Below are 13684 nucleotides of genomic sequence, written 5' to 3' on the forward strand. Positions count from 1 at the left end.
TATAGCCCTCCATTAAGAAATAATACGACATTGCAATTTAGTTTTTTGCTTGTATCTGATTCATCCTATAAGCCAACACACCTAAGAAAAACCAAAACATTCTTGCATTATTTAAGGAGATAGCAATTGATCCAATCAACAAAATGATTAATATATCCCTTAATACAATATTGATCACATTCTTGATTTTTTTGCTAATTGTAACTTTTAACAAAATAGCTGCTAAATACAAGAAAAGGATTGTTGCAAATACCCCTCCCCATTCAGAGTAGATTTGTATATACGTATTATGAGCAACTTCTTCAATTCCTGAAACTTTGTCAGAAACCTCCAAATACTTCCCTACTCCGACTCCAAATAGAGGAGACAAACTAATAAGCTGAATACCTGCCATCCATATTGGTAATCTTCCCGAACCATTATGATTTAAGGCTGCATCAAAATTGGTGAAAAGAAGGGAAATTCTTTGAAATTGTACGAATTTGTCCAAATTTATATTAAAATTTGAACCGATAAATTGTACAGCCGCAATTAAGATTGGTAAAAAGAATATGGCAGAAAACCCAAATAAAATTGCCCTCTTGCTCATTTTGTTTTTTAATACCTCTCCTAAAACAAAAAGCATTGTATAGAGGAATAATGTGATAAACCCTGTTTTTGATCCTGACAGAAAAACACTGACTGTCATTATGGCATAAATGATTATTTTGGCCTTAAATGAAATATTTTTGGAGCGTAGAAAATAAGGCAGAGCGCTGATTTGAATAATAGCAAAATAGTTGGGATCATTCATAAAACCGTTATAACGATCAAATATACCAAAATTATATATATGAAAAAGAAATTTCATTCCCAGGATATAAATGAATACCCCCAATATTCCTATGAATAGAGCAGCATATGAATACCACTTTAATGATAAGCGGACCATTTTTTCTTGAATTAAATTGTACCCTACTAACAAATACATAAATTCTACAGCCAGTTTTATATATTCTTTCATTGTTGAACTTAAGTTTGATACAACGCCGAATTTATAAGGGGTATAGAAAATAGAAGTTGCAATGATAACAACAGACAAAAACAAAAAGTACACGAAATGGTAACCGGGGACTTTGATTCCTTTACAGATCACGAAAAAAAGTAGAAAGGGAATAATTAAATCACTTAATGAAAAATTAATTCCCCCAACTATACTCGTTTGATTAAAAAAAACGGAAAATAAAACCACAAAATAATAAAAGAGGTTTCTTTCCATTTCCTTATGATTAACGGCAGTTAAACTATAGATGTCCCTCAACCTCCCCTCCTATATTAGAATTTTGGATATTTATCCTTTCTTAATTCTTTACATTTCTTCAGTTGTAACGCCTCTTTTTCTTGAGAGAACTACCTTGCATCTATGGAACACGTTTCTTGACATTTTTAGGTCGACAATGATATTGCCGGTCAGTATGACTATTAAATTCCATATGGATAGAATTACAGCATACACAACCCATTCATAAGCATTTTCCGGATTTATTTTTAACAGCCATTGAACAGGAAGTACAGCAACTAATGACAAAGCAAAATTGATACCCAATTTAAAAATGGTAGGTTTTACTGAACGATTCAATATTTTTCTAGAAGCATAAAAAATGATATCTGCTGTCCGATATATGGAAGAACAAAATGCACCAATCAGTACACCTGCGGTACCAAATTTTCCAATTAAAATTAGTGATGCCATAAGGTTAATAATTGCTTCAGCAATTGCACCATTCCTTGTTTCTTTAAAATGTCCAGCAGAATTAATGAGTGTAGAGGCAGGTGTTCTAATATTGTTGATAACCCCCACAACAATTAACAAAATCGCTAAATTAGGCCGTATATAGTTGGCATCTGAAACACCATGAGTGTAGATTCTTATAAATGGAATGATTAGAAAAATAGTCGTCGTAAAAACCCAAGCAATAATCGCATAAAACATCGATTCAAAAATAGTAAAAACCTCAATAACTCTTTGTTTTTCACCTCTTACCAGCAAATCCCCCAAACCTGCGAATAATGCGCTAGAAAAGGAATTAACCAATAAAACAATCGCGGAAAATACCATATTATAAGTTGTATAAACGCTGACTTCCTTAAGCCCCAAAAAGATTGTAATGATAATAACTGGGGTATTATATACAAAAACACCTGCAATTTGCTGAATAAAAACCTCCCTGCGTTGCGCTAATGCAGCGGTATTTGGCTTTTCTTTAAAATTGACGTAGGAATAATTTTTTTTGACATAGGCAAATACCATAAAGGTTCTCGATGTAAACATTAAGGTTGCAATACCATTTACGAGAAGGATATTGAATCCACATTTAATTAAGACCACGTAGGATACCAAATTTAATAGCTGACTAATAATTTGGATATTTGTTAGCACATAAACCCTTTGGTCAGCTGTAAGCAGTACTTTATATTTGCCGATAATGAAGAAATCCAAAAAATTACTGCTTCCCAATATCAGAATCAGGGAAAATGATATTGGGAAGCTTACTTGATTGGCAATGAAAAAAGGATAAATAAATGCGAGCAATGTGATTAAACCTAAAAATATATAACCAGCCCGTATGTAAAATATTTTTGTAGAGGAAAGAATCTGATTTACAGCCGTTTTATCGTTAGAAGCTAATGGTTTTAACAAAGCGGTTATCGACGCAAGTCCAATTCCAGCTTCAACAATATTAAAAAAATTAAGAAATTGCCTAATTGATAAGATTAGACCGTTTATTATCGATCCATAAACGGTCATAAACAGCCTTGGTAAAACCAGCCAAATTAGCGTGTAAACCAGTTGGTAAGACAGATTGGAAATTATTATATAAAAAGCTTTTTTTGTTCTCATTAAAGTGCCGCCTTTATTTTATTTAGCGCCTGTCAAATACCATATCTCAGCTATCATTGTTGGGATTTATGGACATCACCAAAGGAAATTCTAATAATAATAATTCATTTGAGCTTTCCATTAAGCGTAATGACCAAAGTAATCACTTTTCTTTGTCTCTACCCCATTTACAACAACACCAAGTATCATAGTGTTTGCCTTTTCTAATATTTCCTTTGCCTTTATTACCCTGTCTTTTCTAGTCTTCCCACTGGTAACAACCATCACGACTCCATCACTTTTACTTGCAATAATTTGCGAATCTGTAACCAAAAGTATTGGCGGAGTATCAAAAACAATATAATCATAGGTTTGTTTTAGCTTATCCGTCACCTGTTCCATCGCTTTTGAATCCAATAAATCTGAGGGATTTGGAGGTATCGGTCCGCATGTTAAAATGTCCAAATTTGCTATAAATGTCTTCGAAATTGCTTGTTTTAAGTTAATGTCCTTTGTAAGTACACTAGTGAGACCATCCAAATTACTTGTACTAAATGAATGATGTACAGTGGGTTTCCTTAAATCTGTATCCACAAGTATTACTCGTTTTCCTTTCTGAGCAAGAACAATGGCCAAATTGGCAGACGTTGTAGATTTTCCTTCCGAGGCATCCGGTGAAGTTACAACGATTGTTTTGATATCCTTATCCACAGAGGAAAAGTGTAAATTATTTCGAATTAGCCGATACTGTTCAGAAATGGCTGAATTAGAATCATACTGTGTAATTAAATTTACCATTCTTTTATAATTATTTTTCCCCCGACGAGACAACTGTTTCACTCCTCACTGAAGGTGTAATTGATTTTCCTTTCACCTTTTTATGAACCACTGGCATTTTCTGAACTGACCCTAGAACCGGCAGCCCTAATTCAGTAACATCCTGATCATCCTTTAATGTGTTATCAGAAAATTCCAAAAGTAATGCAATCCCTAGTCCAGCCATTAAACCTAATGCGACCGACACTAAGATATTTAACAACGGCTTAGGCCTGACAGGGTCAAGATTCCTCTTTAGTTCGGCTTTTGCAAGAATACTCACATTATCCACATTCATAATTCCTTTAATTTCCTGCTGAAATGTTTCAGACAATGTATTTGCGATTTTGACAGCTACACTGGCATTTGCATTTTCTACATTTAAAGTAAAGACTTGCGAATTTGCTTGATTGGTAATAGAAATATCTTTATTCAGTTCCTCCACACTTTGAGATAGATTAAGATTATTAATGACTTTTTCTAAAATAACTGGACTTTTCAGAATATCACTATACGTATTAATCAAATTTACATTACTTTGTAATAGAGTAAGATCAAGCTGGTTATCCGCATTTTTTTGATTAACCAGAATTTGTGTCGATACCTGATAAACAGGTTTCATTACGAAATAAGAAACAGCACCGCTTATTAATGCAGCCGTCAATGTTAAAAGCACAATTAACTTCCAGCGCTTCTTCAAGGTTTTGAAAATATCCATTAAACTCACTGCGGTATCCATATTGTCCTCCAATATATTTGTTCAAAATAAGTGGCCACCAAACATTTTTTATAATGATTCATATTCAGTTAAATTTATAACAGCACCACAACCGCAACAGCCGTTGTTTTATTATGGGAAATTGAGATTTTATATTCTTGGATTTTCATTTTTTTTGAATGTTCAAGAGGTCCATTGTGCAGTATCAGGAAAGGCATTCCATTTTCATTATTTAAGATTTCAATATCACTTGGACGAATACATTCATTAAATCCGCTTCCAAGTGCCTTTACCGTAGCTTCCTTTGCTGCAAATTTTCCAGCCAAAGTTTCTATTTTTCTTTTTGCCCCAAGCTTATTTGCAATGTCCAATTCATTATTAGTGAAAATATTTATTAATGATTTTTCATAATCAAGAAGCTTGGAAATTCTATTTACCTCAATAATATCAATGCCAATATACATAGAAAATTTCCCCAATCCAGATTAAGCAAATCTAATATTCAATGATATTACAGAATTCTAAATTCCCTAATTCAATCATCATTGAACTCCATGTCAACCCTGCACCAAAACCAGCTAGACAAATCTTATATGATCTATCAAGCAACTGCTCCCCGAGATTAAATATAATGGTTGTCGGAATCGTCACACTACTTGAGTTCCCGAAATTTGAAACAATATTATTTGGCATTTTCTCGTAAGGAATTTCCATACTATCCGCTAACTTTTCAAGCATAAATTTATTTGGTTGGTGAAACATAAAATAATCGACATCGTCCTTGTTAACTCCACTTATTTCAAATAAATCTCTTACCATTGGCGGAACTTCTGTTTGAACAAAATTAAAAACACTTGTTCCATCCATAATTAAATCATCCTTACTCCTAAGGTTACCATCACCAGTGTCTTCCAAGTTGCTAGTTTCCGGCGTAGAAGGCATTCTTAAACCTCCGGCAGGTATAATTAAAGACGCCCCTCTGCTTCCATCCATTTTTAAGTTGCAATATATTGGAACGTTTTGATCTCCTCTTTCAACAATCGTTACAGAAGCTCCATCCCCTACTAGCGGATAACTGTTTCGGTCCTTTGATGAAGTCTTTCTGCTCAATACATCGGCATTTAATAACACGACCTTTTTAATGGAGTCTTGATCTAAAAGCATAAAAGCCTGAATCAAGCCCAATAAATATCCTGCACATCCTTGATTAATGTCCATACAAATCATGTCATGTTTTAAACCAAGCTTCCCTTGGATAATGTTACTTGTAGGAGGTATGAAATGATCAGGAGTCTGTGTTACTAGTATTAAAGCGTCTATGTCGTCTTTTTTTAAAAGATTTGATTCGATTAAATGTTCCATGCCAAAAACGCATAAGTCCGAAACACATGTCTCTCCTGTGACGATTCGATGCTTATTATATCCCATGATTTTTTTCAATCTTAAGGATTTTTCTATAGGAAAGTTATAATTAGCCGCTTCATCATCAAACTTTACTTCATTTTTTGGAAGAACTGTCAATATACCAGTTATTTTTTTATTATGGAAAGTTAGGTTCATAGAGTACCACCACATTTTAATATTAGTTTGTTGATAGATTCGATATCTTCGAAATTATTGGGAATTATATCAATTCCATTTATTGATATGTGGAAAAATTCATCCAACATTGAAACAAGAGTAATGATATCCAGTGAATCCAGGAGCCCATTTTGAATGAAATTGCTGGTATTTCGAAAGTCAAATTCAGGCCGTATCTCTTCTAACATTCTTAAAACCTTTTCCATAATAATCTCCTTTAAAAAAAATAAAATTATAAATGTTTGCCCTTTCAATAATTCTTGATACATTCAGATAAAACGATGCCAAGTAATTATTACACACATTTCAATCACTATCGTACAATTGGAAATCCCTTGTTCATGTAAGTCTCTTTCAATAAAACCCGGTCGATTTTCCCATTAGAATTTAAGGGCAATTTACTTAGTTGGATTATTGTGGCTGGCATCATATATTTAGGCAGCAAATTCAGCAACTGTTTTCTAATTTCAGAAACAGGTAATTGATTTTCTGATTCAACAAATAAAATAATTTCTTTTTTTTCATGATCATATAACGCACACGTATTAAAAATTGTTTCCAGGCTTAAAGACGCCATTTCTATTTCCCCAAGTTCAATCCTGTAGCCCATATGTTTAATTTGTGTATCTTTTCTACCGACATAAATAATTTCTTTATTTTCATTTAGATAGACTAAGTCACCAGTTTTATATATTCTTTCCTGATAGTTGCTGTTTAAAGGGTTCTGGATAAAACTTGCATTTGTTTTTTCAGGATCGTTCCAATAGCCCAGGGCCAAAGAACAACCTCTTACGCATAATTCACCAATTTCGTGAACCCCGGCTTCCTTGTTGTCATCGTTTACAATAATAATATTAGTATTACGGCAAGGCTTTCCAATTGGTAATGGTTCGTTATCATCAAACTCGCGATCTACGATATAATAAGTGCAATCAACAGTAATTTCAGTAGGACCATATAAATTTGCATATAGGGCATTAGGTAATTTTTTTCTCCAGTAATTAAGTTGCTTATTAGGCATTACTTCCCCGGCAAATAATACTTTCGTTAAGCTGCCATTCTGAATTTGACTTAATATATCAAAGTTCGCAATATTTATTAAAATGGAAGGTACCCAAAATATGAAGTTAATATTCGTTTCATAAACGTATTCCATTAATTTTGCTGGAAATGCAAAATAATGTTCCGGAATGATTACTAAAGTACAGCCGGCTGCTATGGAAAGATAAATATCCAGAGTTGAGTTATCAAAATAAAAAGGTGCCTGATTTCCAATAATCGTTTCCTCGTCTACATTAAAAGTTGTTTTTGCCCAATCAATATAGTCAATAACACCCCTATGTGAGACGACGACACCTTTCGGGATTCCCGTTGACCCGGAAGTAAAAATTGTATAAATTGGATCTTTATCAATAATATTAAAAGTAATGTCATCTCCAAATATCTGATCAAAGTCACCTGGTTCCTCGTCTATTTCCTCAACTTGTATTATTATATGTTCTGGTACGCCATGAGAAAGTAACATACTTTTATAATGTTTATTTGTAACTATGATTGAAGGATTAAGATTAGATATTATGGCATTTATTCTTGTATTGGGGGATTTAACATCTAAAGGTACATAAAAATTCCCGCTATAGAGCGCACCCATGAAGGAAACAATCGCATCTAATCCTTTTGGCAAAAAAACCCCAATGGGTTGATTACGCTTTGTTATTTGCGAGCTAATAATAAACCCTAACCATTTTGACCTTAAATTCAATTCATGAAACGTGATACTTCTTTCTCCGTCAATAATTGCCGGCTTATTGGGGAATTTTATTGCTGCCTCTCTTAAATATTCTAATGCATTGATTTTCAAATTAAATTTCTCCTCTTTCAAAATCATCTTTTTTTAAACCTTTAAACCTACTTCTACTAAGTCAATAATGTCTCCCACCTTTTCACAGTTCCGAAGAGATTCAGGGTCTATAGTTCTTCCAAATTCCTCTTTAATTAGGGCAAAAAGCTCCAATCTGCCCAAGGAGTCCCATCCATCCAAATCATCTAAAATGGTATCTTTAGTTAAGATCGTTTCCTCCTCATATAAGGCTTCAGCAATTTTTACAATAAAGTCTTCTTTATTCATTTTGAACTCCCTTTCTAATTTAAAATAATTAAAAAACCTTTATAGCTGGATTGCCGAATACTGTTGTATACTCTTTTACTTTACGTGTTACTACACTTCCAGCACCTACTGTTGCATTATTTTGTATATGAATATTTGGTAAAACGGCTGCACTTCCACCTAGAAAGACAGAGTCCTCTATACTGACGTTGCCCATTACATTACAGTGGTCGCAAATTATGCAACCATCACCTACTCTTGCATCATGACCGATAATTGAGTAACTCATTAATGTAACAAAATTACCAATCGCAGCGTTGGTAGAAACACTTGAATAAGGGGCTAATATGACACCTGTCCCTAATACCGCATTTTCTGCCACTATCGCTGTAGGGTGAATTAAATTAGTAAATTTGGCACCTCTTTGTAAAAGTTGATCGCAAATACGAACTTTATCTGCTGTGTTCCCAATCGCACAAATTAAATAATCATCTTCATGGGGTTCATAATGCTCAATTGTGGATACTACACTATTTTCAATGTCTATCCCTTTAAGAGCATCCAGGTTATCATCAATAAAGCCTATTTCTTCCCATAAATTATTTTCCCTTTGAATTTGTTTAGCCCAGAATAATACCTCTTTACCAAAACCGCCGGCACCAACGATTAATAATCTTGTCATACTAATTCTCCTCGTATATTAGTAGTAAGAGCTCCTTCTAGAAGAATTGTAATTTTCCCTTCAAAAAATTAATAAGTACCTTTTCCCCCAAAAAGTAACCCATCTCAAATTAGTGAGTTTTTTATCTATATATATTTAGATTTTAAAGATACCTAAAAATTTTCTTATAGAAACTGGCTTTTCGATATATATTTGTTGACCGTTTAGAAGAAGTTCAGCATTTTCTCTAAAATAAAAAGTGCGGTCAATACCGAACTTTTTATTGATAGTTTTATATGCTTCCTGAAGTAGGAATCCCCTTGTTGTTGTATTATGGGCGTCACCGGCAATTAAATGTGTCAAATTATGTTCAACGATTTTCTCAGCAAAGGATTTAACCTTTTTGCCAAAATGACCAATTATGCTTCCTGCCGTAAGCTGTGTTAACGCTCCTTCCTGAACCAATTCTAATAGGCGATTGTGGTCCTCAATAAATCCCCTATTACGTTCAGGATGTACAATAATAGGTGTAATCCCTTTTAATAGCAGTTCGTAGACAATATCCAGAGTGTAAGTGGGTATCTCACCCGAAGGAAGTTCTAATAATAAGTACTTACCTTTATTATCAAGGGTGAGTATTTCATCCATTTCTAGCGACAGAAATATTTCCCGATGAATCCTTAACTCTTGACCAAAATGTACTGTAAGAGGGATATTTTCTTTAAGTAAATACTGATTTAACTCATTGACACGGCCCATAATAACATTCTTTGAATTTTCATATTGTCCATTCAAATGATGTGGTGTTGCAAATACATGAGTGATTCCAGCTTCTACTGCTGCATTCACCATATTAAGACACTCAGTAATACCTTGGGGACCATCATCAAGTCCAGAAAGAATGTGACAATGTATATCAATCATTTATCCATGCCCCCTTATGAGTAATTCCTAACTAATCTTAAATAGTTAAAACATAGATTTGTTGCCTTATAAATAAAAAAAACCGGAATATAATATTTTCCTTCCACTTCAGGTTTCAAAATATTTAATTAAGAGTCTATAACTTGTCTTATACAGGTAATCACTCTCATTTGTTCCTCTAATGTCATGCTCGAACCGGAAGGCAAGCATATTCCTGTTTTAAATAGTTTTTCCGAAACACTGTCATGTTCGTCATGCGGATAATACTTACACTCGCTGAAAAGCGGCTGCATATGAAGCGGTTTCCAAACATGTCTTGCTTCAATATTCTCCGATTCGAGGTGGGCAAGTAAGTCTTTTATGGAGACACCGGTTTCACCTTCATTTATCGTTAATGCAGTCAGCCACCGAGTAGAAAATGTATTCTCTAATTCCGGCATAAAAGAAATACCTGGAAGGTGGGATAACTCCTGCTGATAGGTATTAAAGATAGCTCTTCTTGCATGAACTCTTTCATTCAAAACACTTAACTGACTGCGCCCAAGTCCGGCCAAAATATTGCTCATTCGATAGTTATATCCTATTTCGCTATGCTGGTAATATGGGGCAGGATCCTTGGCCTGCGTTGCCAAATATTTGGCTTTGTTTCGTGCATCAAAATGATTGGAAATTAGCATGCCGCCGCCTGAAGTAGTAATAATTTTATTGCCATTAAATGAAAAGATTCCAAACTCTCCAAAAGTTCCGCTCGCTTTTCCTTTATATTTTGCTCCCAGGGACTCTGCCGCATCTTCAATGATGGGAACACCATAGTTCTGGCAAAGGGAAACAATTTCATCCATTCTGGCAGATTGCCCATAAAGGTTTACAACGATGACAGCTTTTGGTAGTTTACCTGTAGAAACAGCATCCAAAAATGCTTTCTTAAGTGCTACAGGAGACATATTCCAGGTGTCCGGTTCCGAGTCAATAAAAACTGGGTCTGCCCCCTGATACAAAATGGGGTTAGCAGATGCAACAAATGTTAAACTAGAGCAGAACACAATATCCCCTTTTTGAACACCCAATAATAAAAGAGCTAAATGGATGGCTGCTGTTCCTGAGCTTACGGCAACAGCCCCATTGACCTCTACAAAACTTGCTATTTCTTTTTCGAATGAATCTACATTTGGACCCAACGGAGCAATCCAATTAGATTCGAATGCCTCTTGGATGTATTTCATTTCTACCCCGCTCATATGGGGAGGAGATAGAAGGACTCTACTTTTCTTGGTTGTTTTCAGCAAAATAAACACCCCCAAAACTTAATCTCCTGTAACCGTTATAAATCTATGATGCTCCGTTTTTGAAAAGCTTAACATCACGTAATCTATCAAGAAATCGAATGGACAGGAACCGGTTGGGAGTAAGCATTATAATTAGCAATTTTTAAAAGGTATTCCCGAAGCTCATGTCTTTCAAGGCTATCTAAATGAGTAATCAATTCTTCTATTTCCTCGATATATAAATTTGAGGATTTTCCTATATAAATTTTCGGATAAATTTGCTCCTGACCTACTTCTTCATCTTTTAATAGTTCCTCAAACAGCTTTTCACCCGGTCTAATACCTGTGAATTCAATCCCTATCTCCTCCACGGAATTTCCAGATAACTTGATTAAATTTTTAGCAAGGTCGACTATTTTTACTGGTTCCCCCATATCTAACACAAATATTTCCCCGCCCATGGCAAGGGCCCCAGCCTGAATGACCAGTCTAGAAGCTTCCGGTATAGTCATAAAATACCGGACCATGTCCGGATGGGTAACGGTAACAGGACCTCCCCTTTCAATTTGCCGTTTAAATAATGGAATAACGCTTCCCCTGCTACCTAAAACATTCCCAAACCTTACGGCAACAAATTTTGTTGAGCTTTCTTGTGCCATCCATTGAATAATCATTTCTGCTAATCTTTTGGTTGACCCCATAACACTAGTTGGATTCACCGCTTTATCGGTGGAAACCATGACAAATGTTTCTACGTTGTTTGCAGATGCAGCATTTGCAATATTTATTGTGCCAATTAAATTATTTTTAACTGCTTCCTCAGGGTTGCGTTCCATTAAAGGTACATGTTTATGGGCAGCTGCGTGATACACAACATCTGGTTTATGAATTTGCATAATAGATTTCATTTTTACTTCATCCTGAATATCTGCAATTTCAGTTAAGAATTGTATAGGTGCTCCCCTAAAGCTTTCTCTTAGTTCCATTTCAATTGAATAAATACTGTTTTCACCGTGACCTAAAAGAATTAATGTATTGGGATTAAAATTAGCGACCTGCCGGCAAATTTCTGACCCAATCGATCCTCCGGCACCGGTTACTAGCACTGTTTTACCCGTGATGTTTTTTGAAATTGAGGTAATATCGAGCTCTATTGGCTCCCTTCCCAAAAGATCTTCAACCAGAACATCTCGAAATTGATTGACTGAAACCTTACCAGTAACCAGGTCTTCGAGCATTGGAAGGATTTGCGTTTTTGCGGCCGTTTTTGCACATTCTTGAAAAATCACGTTCAATTGCTTTCGGCTAAGTGATGGAATAGCAATGACGATATTTTCAATTTTTAAATTTTGAACAGACTGTTCTATCGAATCTACTCCCCCGACAACGGGAATCCCCAGAATATCAAGCTTTTGTTTTTTTGTGTCATCATCAATGAATCCCACTGGAAGAAGATTTGTGTCGCGGTTTTTTAGTAGCTGTCTTGCAACCATTGTTCCTGCTTCCCCTGCTCCAATAATGAGTGTTCGATTTTTATTTTGATTTTTTATAATGAGGGAATCACGAAACATCCGCCAGCAAAATCTGGATCCGCCAATAAACAAAATATGAAGGGACCAAATGACAGCCAAGAGCCTGAAATCAACTTTATAGAAAAACAGCTTCTGCAAAACAGCCGCCATTAGGATAGTAGATGTAACTACCTTTAAAATAAGGATGGATTCCCCTATACTGGCATATTGCCAGGCTTTTTTATAAAGCCTAAATATAAATGAAAAAGTATGATGACTTAATAAAATGGCGATTGAAGTAAATAAATTCAAGACGGTGAACACATTTGTAGTTGCATCAACCAGAAATCGGCTGAAAAAGATAACACTAATGACGATACAAGAATCAACCAAAAAAAATATAGACAATCTCTGTCGGTAGGTCATAATCCCCCCCCTTTTTAGGTGCAATAAATAACATGTTAATGCTGATTATTAAATTAAAGCTTTTGATTAGAAGAGTTCTTGAATCCCGCCTAAGCAAAAGCTTTAATGGTAAAACAGGGCATCCAACCCCCCCTCACATCACACTATCGACGACAAGCGTCTAAGGTTCTTCTCAACCCACAGCATGACCGAGTGCCTCCATTGATAGTGGTAAGGAGACATCACCCATTATTAATAGAAATTGCGATTGTTCGTTAGACAACAAAACACGTGCTATATAAAGAACGTAATTATTAAAAAAATACCAATAATATAAATTGGTCAATTTTACCTAAATCTTTTTTCCTAACTTTTATTAATATGAATCCCTCTTTCATTATTAACATTATAACAAACGAATAGTTCTTGGTAAAGAACAACTAAGGTTAAATTTTTCGACTCACTTTTTTATTGAAATATCCATAAAATATTTACTGCAATTCTTTATATTGCACAGCCTTTAACCTCTTCTTTATGAAAATCAAGTAAAAATATTGTATAGCTCTCTTTCGATTTGTTCTTTAAAGAGAACTAAAAGTAAGTTATAATATTCTTAACTGTGGAAAAATAATTATTTTACATATTCACCAAATTCGACCTTCCAATATCAAAGTTTTTAGAAACCTATTTATTTAGATTAATTTTTCCTCTAAATCTTATATTCAAGTCTTTTGGCGATCTTCATCGTTTCAGTCAAAATTAATTATTCTTAGTTTCTTTCAGGCCGGTTCCTGGAACAAACAATCAATTGAAATTAGGGAATAAGGGAGATTACT

Annotated in this window: 13 protein-coding genes; all 13 read right to left on the reverse strand. The window is 34.6% G+C overall.

The window, feature by feature from the left end:
* Nucleotides 1-37: 37 nt before the first annotated feature.
* Nucleotides 38-1300, reverse strand: coding sequence for an O-antigen ligase family protein (locus tag ACNQGS_RS20345; protein ID WP_491488951.1), 1263 nt, complete (start codon nucleotides 1298-1300; stop codon nucleotides 38-40).
* A gap of 48 nt (nucleotides 1301-1348) precedes the next feature.
* On the reverse strand, nucleotides 1349-2881 hold the full coding sequence (locus ACNQGS_RS20350; RefSeq protein WP_491488952.1) for a lipopolysaccharide biosynthesis protein: 1533 nt from the start codon (nucleotides 2879-2881) through the stop codon (nucleotides 1349-1351).
* Between the two features lie 120 nt (nucleotides 2882-3001).
* The gene (locus ACNQGS_RS20355; protein WP_464491346.1) at nucleotides 3002-3700 is read right to left on the reverse strand and encodes a tyrosine-protein kinase family protein; all 699 of its coding nucleotides are present in this window, start codon (nucleotides 3698-3700) and stop codon (nucleotides 3002-3004) included.
* Nucleotides 3669-4415, reverse strand: a complete 747-nt coding sequence (locus ACNQGS_RS20360) for a YveK family protein (protein WP_491488953.1) — start codon at nucleotides 4413-4415, stop codon at nucleotides 3669-3671. Before ACNQGS_RS20360 ends, ACNQGS_RS20355 begins: the two co-directional genes overlap by 32 nt.
* Nucleotides 4416-4489: 74 nt before the next feature.
* On the reverse strand, nucleotides 4490-4858 hold the full coding sequence (gene acpS / locus ACNQGS_RS20365; RefSeq protein WP_491488954.1) for a holo-ACP synthase: 369 nt from the start codon (nucleotides 4856-4858) through the stop codon (nucleotides 4490-4492).
* Between the two features lie 31 nt (nucleotides 4859-4889).
* Entirely contained in the window at nucleotides 4890-5954 is a 1065-nt protein-coding gene (locus tag ACNQGS_RS20370) for a 3-oxoacyl-ACP synthase III family protein (protein WP_491488955.1), read from the reverse strand.
* Nucleotides 5951-6181 carry a hypothetical protein gene (locus ACNQGS_RS20375; protein ID WP_464491350.1) on the reverse strand — a complete coding sequence of 77 codons (231 nt, stop codon included), beginning with the start codon at nucleotides 6179-6181 and terminating at the stop codon, nucleotides 5951-5953. The genes ACNQGS_RS20370 and ACNQGS_RS20375 overlap by 4 nt, the downstream gene beginning before the upstream one ends.
* A 107-nt stretch (nucleotides 6182-6288) precedes the next feature.
* Nucleotides 6289-7836, reverse strand: coding sequence for an amino acid adenylation domain-containing protein (locus ACNQGS_RS20380; RefSeq protein ID WP_491488956.1), 1548 nt, complete (start codon nucleotides 7834-7836; stop codon nucleotides 6289-6291).
* A 33-nt stretch (nucleotides 7837-7869) separates the two neighbouring features.
* Nucleotides 7870-8103: an acyl carrier protein gene (locus ACNQGS_RS20385; RefSeq protein ID WP_491488957.1), complete on the reverse strand. Its 234-nt coding sequence runs from the start codon at nucleotides 8101-8103 to the stop codon at nucleotides 7870-7872.
* Between the two features lie 28 nt (nucleotides 8104-8131).
* Nucleotides 8132-8764, reverse strand: coding sequence for an acetyltransferase (locus ACNQGS_RS20390; RefSeq protein WP_464491353.1), 633 nt, complete (start codon nucleotides 8762-8764; stop codon nucleotides 8132-8134).
* Between the two features lie 135 nt (nucleotides 8765-8899).
* Nucleotides 8900-9667, reverse strand: coding sequence for a tyrosine-protein phosphatase (locus tag ACNQGS_RS20395; protein ID WP_491488958.1), 768 nt, complete (start codon nucleotides 9665-9667; stop codon nucleotides 8900-8902).
* A gap of 128 nt (nucleotides 9668-9795) precedes the next feature.
* Nucleotides 9796-10953, reverse strand: a complete 1158-nt coding sequence (locus ACNQGS_RS20400) for an aminotransferase class I/II-fold pyridoxal phosphate-dependent enzyme (protein ID WP_491488959.1) — start codon at nucleotides 10951-10953, stop codon at nucleotides 9796-9798.
* An 86-nt stretch (nucleotides 10954-11039) separates the two neighbouring features.
* Nucleotides 11040-12869 carry a polysaccharide biosynthesis protein gene (locus ACNQGS_RS20405; RefSeq protein WP_491488960.1) on the reverse strand — a complete coding sequence of 610 codons (1830 nt, stop codon included), beginning with the start codon at nucleotides 12867-12869 and terminating at the stop codon, nucleotides 11040-11042.
* Between the last annotated feature and the right edge of the window lie 815 nt (nucleotides 12870-13684).

The organism is Neobacillus sp. PVCKKU3 (assembly GCF_058323225.1).